This is a genomic window from Pseudoalteromonas sp. Z9A6 (assembly GCF_011378805.1).
GTDB lineage: Bacteria > Pseudomonadota > Gammaproteobacteria > Enterobacterales > Alteromonadaceae > Pseudoalteromonas > Pseudoalteromonas distincta.
In genome coordinates, this window is the sequence record NZ_WTKZ01000042.1 from 18,869 (window position 1) to 35,525 (window position 16,657).

Consider the following 16,657-nt stretch of genomic DNA (forward strand, 5'->3'; position numbering starts at 1 on the left):
CTCAGGTTATTTAGTGTGTAGTGCCACTGATACTTTGCTCACAGGTTGCTTACCAAGTACTTTGGTTATCTCCCAGCCAGCGTCACTTAACCTTTGTAAATCAATTGAGTGTTCAATGCCAAGCCCTTGCAGTAAGTAAACTACATCTTCGGTGGCAACATTTCCTGACGCCCCCTTTGCATAAGGACAGCCACCAAGGCCCGCAACTGCCGCGTCAACCGTTGCAATACCTAGGCTTAAAGCTGCGTAAATATTTGTGAGCGCTTGGCCGTATGTATCATGAAAATGCACGGCCAACTTGGCTTTATCAATGTGCGTTAAAAGTAACTCGATTAATTGCGTTACTTTTTTTGCGGTGCCAACACCTATGGTATCGCCAAGGCTTACTTCGTAACAGCCTAAATCTAATAGCTTTTGCGATACACTTAGTACTGCTTGCGGGTTAATTTCACCCTCATAAGGGCAACCTAGCACACAGCTTACATAACCACGTACACGAATATTATTAGCTTTAGCAAACGCCATTACTTCACTAAAACGTTCAATACTTTGCTCAATTGAGCAGTTGATATTTTTTTGACAAAACGACTCACTTGCAGCGGTAAATATAGCAAACTCTTTAATGCCAACAGCGTGCGCTGCTTGTGCACCTTTTAAGTTAGGTGTAAGGGCGCTTAAATTTACATTGGGTAAATCTAGCGCTGATATTACATCCGCTGAGTCTGCCATTTGTGGCACCCACTTAGGGGAGACAAACGCGCCCGCTTCAATATCTTTTAAACCTGCAGCACTTAGGGCGTTAATAAGCGCTACTTTATCGGCTGTGCTTACTGTTTTTTCGTTTTGTAGGCCGTCTCGCGCGCCAACTTCAACAATACGTACTTTATTTGGAAAGGCACTCATTATGCACCTTCCTCTGTTGTATCTTCGACAATAGCAAGCAGAGCACCATGCGTTACTAATTCGCCTTCACCAAAACAGTAGCTTTTTAAAATGCCGTCATGCGGTGCGTTTAGCGTGTATTCCATTTTCATGGCTTCGATAATAACAACCGCATCGCCTTTGGTAATTGTGCTACCAATGTCGATTAAGTGCTTAACTACTGTGCCATTAAGCGGCGCGGCAAGTGGCAAAGCTTCGCTTTCGTGCGAACTAATATAATGTTTATCAACTAGTTCAAGCTTAGTTTGCAGTGCTTTATTCATAACAGTGATAATATTGCCCGCAGTACTATTACCAACCGTAGTTACGTGCGCGCTATGTTTTTCACCGTTAATAAATACAGTGCACAGATTATTATTTAATGTGCCTTGTAGTTTAAATACATGCTCGTTATGCGTAATACTATAACCCGCTGCTGTTTTTATAGCGCTTAGCTGTAAATCGGCAAAAGGGACTTTAATTGCTTGTGGTGAATTGAGTGTAAATCCAGTTAGTTGTTGCCACGGGCTTGCACTGCTTTGCGCATTTTGGGTGTTAGTTAACGATTCTAAATACGCAAAAGCAGCAATAAGCTGGCTTGTTTGCAATAACGATTCGTCAACAGCAACTAACGAATCACCTTGCTCAGCAATAAAGTGTGTGCTTGGCGCACCCTGTTTAAAGGTAGGGTGGCTTGCTAAATTATGTAAAAAGCCAATGTTAGTGCTAAAACCCGCTAAATGAAATTGCTCAAGGGCTTGTTGTAAGCGGCTCAGTGCTTGTTCGCGATTGTCGTCGTGCACAATAAGTTTTGCAATCATTGGATCGTAAAACGGGCTGATTTCGTCGCCTTGTGCAATGCCTGTATCAATGCGTACAAATTCACTGTTAAGCGGTGTGTGTAGTGCTTCAATAGTGCCCGAGCACGGAATAAAGTCGTTGGCTGGATCTTCTGCGTATACACGTGCTTCAAAGCTATGACCCTGCAATTGAATATCACTTTGTGTCAGTGGCAATGTTTGCCCACCCGCAATATTAATTTGCCAATTGACTAAATCTACACCCGTTACCATTTCGGTCACAGGGTGTTCTACTTGAAGGCGCGTATTCATTTCCATAAAGAAAAATTCATCGCCACACAGTAAAAACTCAACCGTACCTGCGCCTCTATAATTTATAGCCAGTGCACAACGTACAGCCGCTTCGCCCATTTCTTTGCGTAGTTCGTCAGATAAACCCGGAGCAGGGGCTTCTTCAATTACTTTTTGATGACGACGTTGCAAAGAACAATCACGATCGCCTAAATAAACACAGTTACCGTAGTTATCTGCAAATACTTGCACTTCAACATGGCGAGGCTGGTTAACGTAGCGCTCAAGTAATACTAAATCGTTACCAAAACCGGCAATCGCTTCACGTTGCGCACCTTGTAGTGCGCTCATAAAGTCTTTTGCTTTTTGTACAATGCGCATGCCTTTACCACCGCCACCAAAGGCGGCTTTAATTAGTACAGGGTAGCCAATTTTTTCAGCTTCACTTTGTAAAAAAGCAGGGTCTTGTTTATCACCGTAATAACCAGGTACTAACGGTACATTAGCAGCTGCCATTATTTCTTTAGCGCGGGTTTTAGACCCCATTGCTTCAATACTGCTTGCTGGTGGCCCTATAAAAGCAATGTTATTAGCTTCGCAGGCTTTAGCAAATTCGCTGTTCTCAGATAAAAAACCATAGCCTGGGTGAATACAATCAGCGCCGCAGTCTTTAGCAACTTGTAAAATTTTGTCTGCCACCAAATACGAATCTTTACTTGGTGCGGCACCAATATGGTAAGCCTCGTCAGCCATTTTTACGTGCTGGGCATGTTTGTCTGCATCAGAATAAACTGCGACCGTGGTTAAGCCCATTTGTTTTGCGGTGCGTATTACTCGGCACGCAATTTCTCCACGATTGGCAATCAGTATTTTTTGTAATCGTTGTGTCTTCATAATCAATCCTACAGTTGCCAAGCGGGTGGGCGTTTATCAAAAAAAGCACTTAGCCCTTCTTGACCTTCTTCAGATACGCGAATTTTTGCAATACTTTCTGCGGTAAGCTCAATGAGTTCATCGGTAATTTCTTTATTTGCTACATCGTTAATTAATGCTTTTGCGGCTTTTACTGCAACAGGTCCGTTATCAATCAGTGTTTGCAGCATATTATCGAGCGCACAGTCTAAATTACCGGTTACTTGATGAATTAAACCAAGTTGCTTAGCAGTATGTGCATCAAACACTTCAGCCGTTAAAAAGTACCTGCGAGCAGCGCGTTCACCAATCGCTTTAATGACGTATGGGCTAATAACAGCCGGAATAAGACCCAGCTTTACTTCGCTTAAACAAAATTGCGCATCGTCTTTACTAAGGGCTATGTCGCAACAGGCAATTAAGCCCAGAGCACCACCAAAAGCAGCACCTTGCACAGCGCAAATTGTAGGGTGCGGGGAGCTTGCCAATACCTGCATTAATTTAGCTAATTGCATTGAATCAGCTAGGTTATCGGCGTAGTTGTTATCCGCCATCGATTTCATCCAAGCTAAATCAGCACCGGCTGAAAAGTGTTTACCTTCTGTTTTTAAAACCAAAGCACGAATATCAAGCGTATTTGCATGTTCAATACACTGAATAAGTTCGTGTATTACTTCACAGTTAAATGCATTTCTTTTTTCTGGGCGGCTTAACACAAGTACAGCCACATTAGATTTTGTTATTTGTAGTGTTACTGACATTTTGCGCTCCGGTTACATTCTAAATACGCCAAATTTCGAATCACGTTTTGGTGCGTTATTCGCAGACGTTAACGCAAGCCCTAATACATTACGCGTGTCGGCAGGGTCTATAATGCCGTCATCCCACAAGCGTGCACTTGCGTAATACGGGTGACCTTGCTCTTCGTATTGATCAATAATTGGCTTTTTAAAATCACTGATTTCTTGCTCGCTCATGTTTTGGCCTTTACGTGCTAAACCATCTTGTTTAACTTGCGCCATTACACCAGCAGCTTGTTCGCCGCCCATTACCGAAATACGGGCATTAGGCCACATCCACATCATGGTTGGTTCAAATGCGCGGCCACACATTCCGTAGTTACCTGCGCCGTAAGAGCCGCCAATAAGTACAGTGAATTTAGGCACATCAGCACACGAAACCGCCATCACCATTTTAGCGCCGTGCTTTGCAATGCCTTCGGCTTCGTATTTTTTACCCACCATAAAGCCGGTAATATTTTGTAAAAACACTAAAGGAATACTGCGCTGAGCACACAGCTGAATAAAGTGCGCGCCTTTTTGCGCCGACTCACTAAATAAAATACCGTTATTAGCTACTATGCCAACCGGATTGCCATAAATACTGGCAAAGCCGGTGACCAGCGTTTCACCAAAGTAACGTTTAAATTCATCAAATGATGAGTCGTCCACTGTGCGCGCTATTACTTCGCGTACATCAAACGGCTTTTTAAGGTCGGTGCCTACAATGCCGTAAAGCTCGTTTATATCGTAACGGGGTGGTTTTACATCATCTAGAAGAGGGGCAGTAGGGCGTGTGTAATTAATACGCTCAATACATTGGCGCGCAATAGACAGCGCATGAGCATCGTTTTCAGCGTAGTGATCGGCAACACCCGAAATTTTACAGTGCACATCGGCGCCGCCTAACTCTTCGGCGGTTACTTCTTCGCCTGTTGCTGCTTTTACAAGGGGCGGACCTGCTAAAAATATAGTGCCTTGATCTTTTACAATAATGCTTTCATCGGCCATTGCAGGTACGTACGCACCACCTGCGGTACATAATCCCATTACCACGGCAATTTGTGGAATGCCTTTGCCCGACATACGGGCTTGGTTATAAAAAATACGACCAAAATGCAACTTATCTGGAAATACATCATCTTGCTCTGGCAGATTTGCACCGCCCGAATCCACCAAATAAATACACGGTAAGTGGCAACGCTCGGCGATATCTTGTGCGCGTAAATGCTTTTTAACGGTAAGCGGAAAATATGTACCGCCTTTAACCGTGGCATCGTTTGCAATAATCATGCATTCAACGCCTTTAACACGGCCAATACCGGCTACAACGCCTGCACAAGGTATTGCTTGTTCGTACACACCAAAGGCAGCAAACTGTGAAATTTCTAAAAACGGTGAGCCTTCGTCAATTAATGTATTTATGCGGTCGCGTACAAATAATTTACCACGGCCTTCGTGGCGCTCCTTTAATGCAGCGCCTCCACCTTGGCAAATTGTGGCTACTTTACTGCGTAAATCATCCACCAGCGCTGACATATTTTTATGGTTTTGCACAAACGTTGGATCGTGAGGATTAACGCTCGATTTTAAAATAGTCATGGTTTAATCCTTAACGGCTTTCTGTGAAAAGTTCGCGGCCAATAAGCATGCGGCGTATTTCTGATGTACCTGCACCAATTTCATATAATTTAGCGTCGCGCAGTAGGCGACCTGTTGCGTATTCGTTTATGTAGCCATTGCCACCTAAAATTTGAATCGCATCAAGTGCCATTTTAGTTGCAAGCTCTGCTGCGTATAAAATAGCACCGGCTGCATCTTTACGGGTGGTTTCGCCTCGGTCACACGCTTTAGCTACCGTGTATACGTATGAGCGCGCAGCATTCATTTGTGTATACATGTCGGCTACTTTGCCCTGAATTAACTGAAATTGACCAATAGGGGTATCAAACTGTTTACGCTCATGAATGTACGGTACAACTATGTCCATACACGCTTGCATTATGCCAAGCGGGCCTGCTGCAAGTACTACGCGTTCGTAATCAAGGCCACTCATAAGTACTTTAACGCCTTCGTTTAAGTTACCTAAAATGTTTGCCTCGGGCACTTCGCAGTTTTCAAATACTAGCTCACAGGTGTTTGACCCGCGCATGCCCAGTTTGTCTAGCTTTTGCGCCGTAGAAAAACCAGGAAAGTCATTCTCAACAATAAACGCGGTAATGCCTTTAGCGCCGGCGTTTAAATCTGTTTTAGCGTAAATAACGAGTGTGTGTGCGTCTGGGCCATTGGTGATCCACATTTTATTACCATTTAAAATGTACTTATCACCTTTTTTTTCGGCTTTGAGTTTCATCGATACAACGTCAGAGCCCGCATTAGGCTCGCTCATTGCAAGGGCACCAATGTGCTCGCCACTAATAAGCTTAGGTAAGTATTTTTCTTTTTGAGCTTGTGTGCCGTTACGGTTAATTTGATTAACGCACAGGTTTGAATGTGCTCCATAGCTTAACCCTATAGAGGCACTGGCACGGCTAATTTCTTCCATAGCAATAACATGTTCTAAGTAACCTAAACCGGCGCCGCCAAGTTCTTCAGATACGGTCATACCTAGTACGCCCATTTCGCCCATTTGAGTCCAAAGTTGATTTGGAAAAGCGTTATCTAAGTCCGTTTTTTCAGCAAGCGGGGCAATCTCCTGACTCGCAAAACTGTTTACGTGGTCGCGGATCATATCGGCGGTTTCGCCAAGGCCAAAGTTCATTTCTTTATATAGTGAAATAGTGCTCATGATTCATTCCTGTGTGACGTGTGTGTTGTCAGTGTGTTTTTATTTTAAAAATAAACTTACTCGTCTATTTTATTAAGCGTGTCTCTGCAGCGGCGCTCGGCCGTCACCAACTCCATAAGAACAACTTTAATGTCGTCCATTTGTTGAGATAGATCTGCTTTTTTTTCTGAAATAAGGTCAAGCATAGTAACCAACTGCTTAGCGCTTGATTTATCTGCGTCGTACAGTTCAAACAAACGTCCGGTTTCAGCTAATGTAAAGCCAAGGCGCTTACCACGTAATATTAGTTTTAAACGCACTTTATCGCGTTTTGAATAAATACGGGTTTGACCATTACGCTCTGGAGTTATTAACCCTTGGTCTTCGTAAAAGCGAATAGAGCGGGTTGTAATGTCAAATTCTTTAGCGAGTTCGCTAATGCTAAATGTTTGTTCATTACTGGCCGGCATTTTGGCTGAGCTTGCAAAGTTTGTTTGATTATCTGGTTTCATAATTGTATTTACCTCATTCGAATAACCCCAATATAAGTGAAGTTTACGTAAAGGTAAAGCTTGGTTTGTTTTGAAACTATTTATAAAGGGATGTTTAAGCGAGGCGTTGATTTATGTTGTTAATATTCAATGGGTTATTTTTATTTCATCAGTGTAGTCTAACCGATGGAAAATAATCCTTACACTTATAAAACTAAAAATTAAGCTGTTTTTAGTTGACGTTGGCGTAAACGTTAGTATTGTGTGAGGGTATTAAATAATAAATGAATACTAAATTAATAGAGCAAATATACTAACAACTATTTGCATATAAATACAATGGAGTTAGTTATGACTTTAGAATCAGTGGTAATTGTAGCAGCAAAACGCACCCCAATGGGTGGTTTTATGGGAGCGTTAAGTGATGCGCAGTCTACCGAGCTTGGCGCAACCGCCATTGCAAGTGCACTTGCACAAACTGGTTTAGCTAATGATGCAATAGACGAAGTAATTATGGGCTGTGTATTACCAGCAGGCCTTGGACAAGCACCCGCACGCCAAGCAATGTTAAAAGCAGGCCTTGCACTTAGCACTGGCGCTACAACAATTAACAAAGTATGTGGCTCTGGTTTAAAAGCGGCCATGCTTGCAAACGATTTAATTAAAGCCGGCTCTATTCAATCTGCTATTGCCGGTGGCATGGAGAGCATGACAAACGCACCGTACTTCATACCAAAAGCGCGTGGCGGTATGCGCATGGGACATGGCGAAATAAAAGATCACATGATGAGCGATGGCCTTGAAGATGCTTACGACAACAAAGCTATGGGTTGTTTTGCACAAGACACCGCCGACGAATACGGCATTGGCCGCGAGCAAATGGATGCGTTTGCATTAGGCTCATTAAGTAAAGCAAAAGCAGCAATACAAAATGGTAGCTTTGATAACGAAGTTGCACCGAACACGATGCAAACACGCAAAGGCGATGTAACAGTATCGATTGATGAGCAACCAGGTAACGCCCGCCCAGAAAAAATTCCTACCTTACGTGCAGCTTTTAAAAAAGACGGCACTATTACAGCGGCTAATTCATCGTCAATTTCAGACGGTGGCGCAGCGCTTATATTAATGAGCGAATCAAAAGCAAAAGAGCAGGGCTTAACACCGCTTTGTAAAATTGTGGCGCACAGCACGCATTCTCAAAAACCAAGTGAATTTACAGTAGCGCCAGTAGGGGCTATGAACAGCGTGCTTGAAAAAGCAGGTTGGGCTGTAAACGATGTTGACCTTTGGGAAATTAACGAAGCATTTGCCATGGTAACCATGCTGGCTATTAATGAGTTAAAACTTGATGAAAGCAAAGTAAACGTTAACGGCGGTGCATGTGCACTTGGCCACCCAATTGGTGCAAGCGGCGCGCGTATTTTAGTAACGCTGATTCATGCCCTTAAAAACCGAGGTCTTAAAAAAGGCATTGCGTCTTTATGTATTGGTGGCGGTGAAGCGGTTGCTATGGCCGTAGAAGCGTATTAACTAGGTATTAAATAGTTATAAGAAAGCTGTACGAATAACTACAAAAGCGCTGCACTAATAATGCTAACAAAGCGGCGCTACCAATTTTAAAAGAGAACACACAACTCACACACTAGGATTTAATCATGCACCAAGTACCACTACTTATTAATGGCGAATTTATTCAATCAGCATCAAAAGAGCTTATCGATGTTATAAACCCAGCAACTCAAGAAGTACTTGCACAAGTGCCATGTACCACAAAATCAGAAATGGACGCGGCAATTGCCTCAGCTTCTGAGACGTTTAAAACATGGAAAGACGTACCCATTACAGAACGTGCTCGCATTATGATGAAGTACGCAGCGCTATTAAAAGAACATCATGATGAGCTTGCTACCATTATTTGCCACGAATTGGGTAAAACATTTGAAGATGCAAAAGGCGATGTTTGGCGCGGTATTGAAGTAGTAGAACAAGCAGCAAACGCACCATCATTAATGATGGGTGAAACAATGGAAAACGTAGCGCGTAAAATCGATACGTATTCTTACATGCAGCCACTTGGCGTATGTGCGGGCGTTACCCCGTTTAACTTCCCTGCAATGATCCCCCTTTGGATGTTCCCGCTGGCTATTGTGTGTGGTAACACCTTTATTTTAAAACCGTCTGAGCAAGATCCACTTACACCAATGCGCTTAGCAGAGCTATTTATTGAAGCCGGCGCACCAAAAGGCGTATTACAAGTTGTTCACGGTACAAAACCACAAGTAGACCGCTTACTAGAAGATAAAGCAGTGCGTGCTATTTCGTTTGTTGGCTCGTGTGGTGTAGGTGCTTATATTTATTCTAAAGGCACGCAAAACCTAAAACGCGTACAAGCGTGTGTTGGTGCTAAAAACCACATGGTTATTATGCCTGATGCAAGTAAATCGCACGTTGTAAATAACCTAGTAGGTGCATCAGTCGGTGCTGCTGGCCAGCGTTGTATGGGTATTTCGGTTGCTGTATTTGTAGGTCAAGCAAGTGAGTGGGTAGATGAAATTAAAGCAGGCTTTGAAAATGTACGCCCAGGCGTGTGGGATGATGCAAACGCGGCATACGGTCCACAAACATCAAAAGCAGCAAAGGCACGTATTTTATCACTCATTGCTGGTGGTAAAGAGCAAGGCGCTACCTGTTTAATTGATGGCTCTGACTTTACGGTTGAAGGGTATGAGCAAGGTAACTGGGTTGGCCCAACGTTATTTACCGATGTAACCAAAGAGATGGATTTATACAAAGAAGAAATATTCGGTCCAGTACTCGCGTGTATGTTTGTAAACACGCTTGATGAAGCAATCGCCCTTATTAACGATAGCCCTTACGGTAACGGCACCTCGTTATTTACCTCAAGCGGCGCAGTGGCTCGTAAATTCCAACACGAAATTGAAGTAGGCCAAGTAGGTATTAATGTGCCAATTCCGGTGCCACTTCCGTTCTTTTCGTTCACTGGTTGGAAAGGCTCGTTTTACGGCGATACTCACACGTACGGTAAACAAGGTATTCGCTTTTACACAGAAACTAAAACGATTACCTCACGTTGGTTTGAAGACGACATTGCGTCGGGTCCAAACATGAGCATTAACTTAAAATAATCGTAATTAAAAAATGAGTAAATAAAAGAATAATTAATAAAAAAGATGGGCGCGAAGGCTACTTCACACACAACACACACATAAGCCTTCGCCGCTCGTCACAAACTATCCCTGTGACGGGAAACACTAACAACACAACTAACACAATTAAAGAGGTCTAACATGGACTTTAACTTATCTGAAGATCAACAAGCCTTTGCTCAAACAGCACGCCAATTTGCCGAGTCAGAACTTGCGCCCCATGCAGCAAAATGGGACCGCGAGCATATTTTTCCAAAAGACACGATTAAAGCAGCGGGCGAGCTTGGTTTTTGTGGTTTATACACGCCAGAGGAAGCAGGCGGCCTTGGTTTATCTCGTTTAGATTCGAGCATTATTTTTGAACAGCTTGCTATGGGCTGTACCGCAACAACGGCCATGTTAACTATTCATAATATGGCTACCTGGATGGTAGCAAGTTTTGGTACCGATGCCGTAAAAGACAAATACGTAGAGCAATTAGTAATGGGCGAGCTACTTGCGTCTTACTGTTTAACAGAGCCAGGCTCGGGCTCAGACGCCGCATCACTTAAAACAAAAGCCGTGCTTGAGGGTGATGAGTACGTTATTAACGGCTCAAAAATGTTTATATCGGGCGCGGGCGAAACCGAAGTATTAGTGGTAATGGCACGTACAGGCGGCGAAGGCGCTGCGGGTATTTCGGCATTTGTAGTCCCGGCCGACGCAAAAGGCGTTGAATACGGCAAAGCTGAAGAGAAAATGGGTTGGAACGCACAACCTACACGCCTAATTAGCTTTGAAGATGTGCGCATCCCTGCGCATAACTTGTTAGGCGCAGAGGGCGAAGGCTTTAAATTTGCGATGCAAGGCCTTGATGGCGGTCGAATTAACATTGCCACATGTTCAATTGGTACAGCGCAGGCAGCACTTAATACCGCCCGTGAATATTTAAAAGAACGTACACAATTTGGTAAGCCATTGGCTGCGTTTCAAGCATTGCAATTTAAAATTGCCGATATGAACACCGAGCTTGTAGCTGCGCGCCAAATGGTTAGGCTTGCTGCATTTAAACTTGATAATAACGACGTTGAAAAAACAACTTACTGCGCCATGGCTAAACGTTTTGCTACCGATGTTGGCTTTACTGTGTGTAACGACGCACTGCAAATTCATGGTGGTTACGGTTACATAAAAGAATACCCGCTTGAGCGCCATGTACGTGATGTACGCGTTCATCAAATTTTAGAAGGCACTAACGAAATTATGCGTGTGATTATAGCGCGCCGTATTTTGGCTGAGTCAGCAAGCGACGTTTTATAAGGAGCAATGTATGTCAGAATCTAAATCTAATCCGAGTATTGAACTTACAACCGAAGGTCATGTTGCTATTTTAACTATGTCTAATCCGCCAGCTAATACCTGGACAAAAGACACCCTAGTTGATTTAAAAAATACCGTTAACGCGCTTAATAATAACAAAAATATTTACGCCTTAGTACTGACTGGTGAAGGCGAGAAGTTTTTTAGCGCTGGTGCCGACCTAAACGTATTTGCTGGTGGCGATAAAGGCGTAGCCGCTGATATGTCGCGTGTATTTGGTGAAGCATTTGAAGCGCTTACTAATTTTAGAGGTGTGTCGGTTGCAGCCATTAATGGCTATGCAATGGGCGGCGGGCTAGAAGTTGCGCTTGCGTGCGATATACGTATTGCGGAAGAGCAAGCACAAATGGCATTGCCTGAAGCTAAAGTTGGCTTATTACCCTGTGCGGGTGGCACACAAAATTTAGCATGGCTTGTAGGCGAAGGCTGGGCAAAACGGATGATTTTATGCGGCGAGCGCTTAAAAGCTGATAAAGCCTTGCAAATCGGCTTAGTGGAAGAAGTAGTACCAAAAGGTGAAAGCTTTGCGGCAGCACTAAAACTTGCCAACCAAGTGGCCGATCAAAGCCCCACCTCAGTTGCAGCATGTAAAACATTGATTCAAAAAGGGCGCCATCAATCAATGGCAAGTGTATTGCCTCTTGAGCGTGAGTTATTTGTTGGTTTATTTGATACCGAAGATCAACAAGAGGGCGTAAATGCCTTTTTAGAAAAACGCCGCGCTAACTGGGTAAATGGCTAATGAGTGTTTTAACATTATTAAATAGCGCCGATGAGCCCGTGGTATTTGAAACCGCAACCGCAGAAAATGGCAGTTTAATTGGGCTTATTACACTCAACGCGCCAAAAGCCTTAAATGCACTTAATTTTGAGATGATCAAATTACTTGAACCGCAATTGCGAGCTTGGCAAGACGATGATGCTATTGCAATGGTGTTGTTAAAAGGCGCAGGCGATAAAGCATTTTGTGCAGGCGGCGATGTTGTAAGCCTTCATCATGCAATGGCGCAAGGTAAACCAACAAGCTTAGTTGAAGAGTTTTTTACGCTAGAGTACAAGCTTGATTACCTTATTCATACCTTTGATAAACCTATCCTCGTTTGGGGTAACGGCATAGTAATGGGCGGCGGTTTAGGGTTAATGGCCGGTGCTAGCCACCGCGTCGTAACCGAAACATCACGCATTGCCATGCCAGAGCAAACCATAGGTTTATACCCTGATGTAGGCGGCAGTTACTTTTTACATAAAATGCCACAAAGTGTGGGGCTATTTTTAGGGTTAACGTCGGCATCAATTAACTGCGACGACGCGCGTTTTGTATCGCTTGCCGATCACTTTATCGACAGCACTAAATATGATTCCATGCTTGCGCAAATTTTAGCAGCTAAATGGGGCAAAACCGCAAGCTTAAATCATGAGCGTTTAACTAAGTTATTAACCGATTTAGACAACCAATCTGCGCGTATGCCAAAAGGCAATATAAAAGCTAATTTAAAAACAATTCAAAAGCTGGGTGAATTTACAACCTTGCAGGAGCAAGTTGATTATATTTTAGGGTTAGCTACTGACGATAAATGGCTACAACGCGCTCAAAAATCACTTAAACACGGCTGCCCACTAAGCTGCGCACTCGTTAGTGAGCAATTAAAAACAAGTAAAGGCAAAAGCTTATTAACGTGTTTTAAAATGGAGCTGGGTATGTCGGTTCGTGCTGGCGAAGTAGGTGAGTTTCAAGAAGGTGTAAGGGCGTTATTAATAGATAAAGACGGCGCGCCTAATTGGCAGTACAAAACACTTAGTGATGTCCCACAAACAATAATAGACAGCTTTTTTGCTAATCGCTTTGGCAAAAACCACCCACTCGATGGCTTAGACACGCCAATACACAAATAAAGGAAAGACGATGACTAAACTCAATATCGGTTTTATCGGCTTAGGCAATATGGGCGGCCCAATGGCGGCTAACTTAATTAAAGCTGGACATACTGTGAGTGTGTTCGATTTAAACCAGTCGGTCGTAAATGAACTTGCAAGCAAAGGCGCAAAAGCAGCAGTTGATGCAAAGCAGTGCGCAACCAATGCTGACGTACTTATTAGTATGTTACCTGCAGGCAAGCATGTTAAATCGTTGTATTTAGGAAATAACGACGACAGCGGTTTAATTAACGTGCTGAGCAAAAATACATTAGTAATTGATTGCTCAACAATAGATGCAGAATCAGCACGCACTGTAGGCAGTGCACTTGGCAAACAAGGCATAAGCTTTGTAGATGCACCAGTATCGGGCGGTGTTGCAGGCGCAACCGCAGGCACACTTACTTTTATTGTAGGCGGCGAAAAAGCAGCGTTTGATAAAGCAAATACAGTGCTGAGTGATATGGGTAAAAACATATTCCATGCAGGCGATATTGGCGCAGGGCAAGTAGCAAAAATATGTAATAACATGCTACTTAGCATTTTAATGGCAGGCACCAGCGAAGCACTGCAAATGGGTATTAATAACGGCCTCGATCCTAAAGTACTTAGCGACATAATGACCGCAAGTTCGGGCCGTAACTGGACGCTTGAACTTTACAACCCTTGCCCAGGTGTAATGGATACAGCCCCAGCAAGTAACGATTACAAACCTGGCTTTATGGTCGATTTAATGGCTAAAGATTTAGGCCTTGCCATGGAAGCCGCGCAGCAAAGTAATTCATCAACCCCTATGGGTTCAATGGCTAAAAATTTATACACTATGCTACAGCACCAAGGTGCGGGTAGTGATGACTTTAGTGCCATTTTTAAACTGTTTTCAAAGTAGGAGCAACGCGTGGAAATTAAAAATAACACGGTAGTAATAACCGGTGGCGCACAAGGTTTAGGCTTTGCAATGGCGCAAAAGTTTGCACTTATGGGTGCTAACATTGCTTTAATAGATATGGCGCAAGATTTAGTAAACACAGCATGCGAGCAATTAACTCAGCTTGAAGGTGTAACCAGCAATATTAAAGGTTATGCCGCAAACGTAACAAATGAGAGCGAAGTAGAAAGCGTATTTAATACCATTAACAGCGATTTTGGCCACATTGGTGTGCTTATAAACAACGCCGGTATTTTACGCGACGGCATGTTTATAAAGGCTAAAGATGGCAAGGTCGTTAAAAAAATGTCTCTTGAGCAATTTCAATCAGTTATTGATGTAAACCTGACCGGTGTGTTTTTAGCAGGGCGGGAAGCTGCAAGCCACATGATTGAATCAGGCAAAGGCGGCGTTATAGTCAATATGTCGAGCGTAGCGCGTGCAGGTAACATAGGCCAAACAAACTACGCGGCATCAAAAGCAGGCGTAGTGGCACTTACCACCACATGGGCTAAAGAACTTGGTCGATTTGGTATACGCGTAGGCGCTATTGCGCCAGGTGTTATAAGCACCGCCATGACCGACGCCATGAAGCCCGAAGCCAAACAACGTATGCTCGCAGTAACGCCAGTAGGGCGTTTAGGCGAAAGCGACGAAATTGCCCATACTGCACAATACATAATCGAAAACGACTTTTTTACCGGCCGTGTGGTTGAAATAGACGGCGGTATTCGTTTGTAAAGTAAATTTGAGGTTGAATTTAAAAAAGCATGGCTTTTGGGGCGTGCTTTTTTGTTTTAAATCGGGGAGTTTATAATCTTGAAAAGGACTGATAACGGCGTTGGCATTTTATTGTGAAATTAGTTGCTCATTTGCTCTTAATAAAACCTAATGAGAGTGGCTTTTTAATCACTTCTTTAAATAAAAAGCTCAACGCATTTAAGGCTTGTGTTTGAGGTTATGAGCAACATTTTGTTGGTTGACTAAACGAGTTTAAAAAAGCTAAAAAAAGTTCGACCTCATTATTTCCCATCGTTGTTGGGTGCCTCATAGAATTAAATCAAATAAACGAAGCTATCCAGTATAAGTACGCTTTAATAGTACTTTTAGCATAACGCTTTAGATACATTTGTTCGGCTATCATAGTTAAAAAGGTGATTTCATGATATGAATCTCTAGTAAAAGTTAACTGTATATACAGACAGTGCTTGTTATTTTATCCAATATTACTGATCTCCACCATTTCGGTGCATTTGTGCATTGATTAAAAATATTTTCCAGTTAACTAATTGTTTACAGGTGTTTATTTGATGGTTAAGATAAATGCACTGTAATATATGGACATTTGTCGGTTTATAAAACGACAAATGTCGTAGACAAAATTGTTATGTGTGTATCAACTTTGAGCACCTGAGGTCTATATAAATGACAAAAGATGAAGTAGTCGTTTCAGATGCACTAGTTACTCATTACTTAAATAATGGTCATAAATCTGTAACTTATAGTGAACCACCACAAGATCCACCTGATGTTATTTTAAATATCGATCAGGTTAGTTATTCGGTAGAAATTACTAAAGTTGACGAAAACTCTATAAACAGGAGAACAAACTTAGCACATAGTTATCATGGTTTTATTAAAGAAGTGATTGCTAAAAAGCAAAGCGTATTGCCGAAAAATATTAGTTACTTTATTAGCGTTCGTCACTCAGGTATAAAAGTTGGAAAAATAAGAAAAAAATTCATTCGTTTCTTTGAACAAAGGGTTTTAGCTCAAGGGTTTTCAAATGATGAATATATATTTTTTGAAGACAGTGTGAAAATAACATTTAAAAAATTCAACACTTCAAAAAATGGTCAACATTTCCCTATGTCTTTTTCAAATTCTCCCATAAGAAAAAGCAATGACATTAATAGTTTTTTAAACAATATGATACAACCGTTAGACGTTATATTTGAAAGTATTGTTAGAAAAAGCATTTGTGTGAAAAAACAAAAATGTAGTGAAGTTAAGCCACCAGTTTGGCTTGCATTACATGATTTTTATGCAAACAAATTTAGTGACGACGATAATGAGCAAATATTAATGTATCAAGAGGCTATTGATAACATAATTGAAAAGAATTACTTTGATCGTGTATTAGTTGTGCTGGAAAGCGGTGTTGTTGCAAGTTTGTTCGATAAACACACATAACAAGACCTTCAAACGGACAAAAAACAGTTTGCTGTTTTCACTCCGTTCAACATTTTAGCAAACAATTTTTTGCCGCTTAAGGTGGCGTTGAGGCTGTAGAATTACTCTTTTTAGGAACGTATCTTACTATTT

Annotated in this window: 14 protein-coding genes; 8 read left to right on the plus strand and 6 right to left on the minus strand. The window is 42.4% G+C overall.

Features of this window, described 5'->3' with window-relative positions:
- Positions 1 to 6: 6 nt before the first annotated feature.
- From GQR53_RS14760 to GQR53_RS14785, 6 genes are read right to left on the minus strand one after another with little or no spacing between them, the layout of a single operon-like run.
- Positions 7 to 903, minus strand: a complete 897-nt coding sequence (locus tag GQR53_RS14760) for a hydroxymethylglutaryl-CoA lyase (protein ID WP_165744333.1) — start codon at positions 901 to 903, stop codon at positions 7 to 9.
- Entirely contained in the window at positions 903 to 2,906 is a 2,004-nt protein-coding gene (locus GQR53_RS14765; protein ID WP_165744334.1) for an acetyl/propionyl/methylcrotonyl-CoA carboxylase subunit alpha, read from the minus strand. Before GQR53_RS14765 ends, GQR53_RS14760 begins: the two co-directional genes overlap by 1 nt.
- Positions 2,907 to 2,914: 8 nt before the next feature.
- Positions 2,915 to 3,685, minus strand: coding sequence for an enoyl-CoA hydratase/isomerase family protein (locus GQR53_RS14770; protein WP_165744335.1), 771 nt, complete (start codon positions 3,683 to 3,685; stop codon positions 2,915 to 2,917).
- 12 nt (positions 3,686 to 3,697) lie between these two features.
- On the minus strand, positions 3,698 to 5,305 hold the full coding sequence (locus GQR53_RS14775; RefSeq protein ID WP_165744336.1) for a carboxyl transferase domain-containing protein: 1,608 nt from the start codon (positions 5,303 to 5,305) through the stop codon (positions 3,698 to 3,700).
- Between the two features lie 10 nt (positions 5,306 to 5,315).
- Complete coding sequence (locus GQR53_RS14780; protein WP_165744337.1) at positions 5,316 to 6,491, minus strand: isovaleryl-CoA dehydrogenase; 1,176 nt, start codon at positions 6,489 to 6,491, stop codon at positions 5,316 to 5,318.
- 56 nt (positions 6,492 to 6,547) lie between these two features.
- Positions 6,548 to 6,982 carry a MerR family DNA-binding transcriptional regulator gene (locus tag GQR53_RS14785; protein WP_008135264.1) on the minus strand — a complete coding sequence of 145 codons (435 nt, stop codon included), beginning with the start codon at positions 6,980 to 6,982 and terminating at the stop codon, positions 6,548 to 6,550.
- Between the two features lie 330 nt (positions 6,983 to 7,312).
- Between GQR53_RS14785 and GQR53_RS14790 the strand changes: the two genes are divergently transcribed.
- The 8 genes from GQR53_RS14790 (at position 7,313) to GQR53_RS14825 (ending at position 16,525) form a co-directional block, all read left to right on the plus strand.
- Positions 7,313 to 8,494 (plus strand): acetyl-CoA C-acyltransferase, encoded by a 1,182-nt coding sequence (locus tag GQR53_RS14790; RefSeq protein ID WP_165744338.1) that lies wholly within the window; start codon positions 7,313 to 7,315, stop codon positions 8,492 to 8,494.
- Positions 8,495 to 8,619: 125 nt separating this feature from the next.
- Positions 8,620 to 10,110, plus strand: a complete 1,491-nt coding sequence (locus tag GQR53_RS14795) for a CoA-acylating methylmalonate-semialdehyde dehydrogenase (protein WP_165744339.1) — start codon at positions 8,620 to 8,622, stop codon at positions 10,108 to 10,110.
- Between the two features lie 162 nt (positions 10,111 to 10,272).
- Complete coding sequence (locus tag GQR53_RS14800; RefSeq protein WP_002961869.1) at positions 10,273 to 11,430, plus strand: acyl-CoA dehydrogenase family protein; 1,158 nt, start codon at positions 10,273 to 10,275, stop codon at positions 11,428 to 11,430.
- Positions 11,431 to 11,440: 10 nt separating this feature from the next.
- The gene (locus tag GQR53_RS14805) at positions 11,441 to 12,232 is read left to right on the plus strand and encodes an enoyl-CoA hydratase (protein WP_165744340.1); all 792 of its coding nucleotides are present in this window, start codon (positions 11,441 to 11,443) and stop codon (positions 12,230 to 12,232) included.
- Entirely contained in the window at positions 12,232 to 13,383 is a 1,152-nt protein-coding gene (locus GQR53_RS14810) for an enoyl-CoA hydratase/isomerase family protein (RefSeq protein ID WP_165744341.1), read from the plus strand. Before GQR53_RS14805 ends, GQR53_RS14810 begins: the two co-directional genes overlap by 1 nt.
- A 10-nt stretch (positions 13,384 to 13,393) precedes the next feature.
- Positions 13,394 to 14,293: a 3-hydroxyisobutyrate dehydrogenase gene (gene mmsB / locus GQR53_RS14815; RefSeq protein WP_002961865.1), complete on the plus strand. Its 900-nt coding sequence runs from the start codon at positions 13,394 to 13,396 to the stop codon at positions 14,291 to 14,293.
- A 9-nt stretch (positions 14,294 to 14,302) separates the two neighbouring features.
- Positions 14,303 to 15,073 carry an SDR family oxidoreductase gene (locus GQR53_RS14820; RefSeq protein WP_165744342.1) on the plus strand — a complete coding sequence of 257 codons (771 nt, stop codon included), beginning with the start codon at positions 14,303 to 14,305 and terminating at the stop codon, positions 15,071 to 15,073.
- Positions 15,074 to 15,757: 684 nt separating this feature from the next.
- Complete coding sequence (locus GQR53_RS14825) at positions 15,758 to 16,525, plus strand: hypothetical protein (protein WP_024605402.1); 768 nt, start codon at positions 15,758 to 15,760, stop codon at positions 16,523 to 16,525.
- Positions 16,526 to 16,657: the final 132 nt, after the last annotated feature.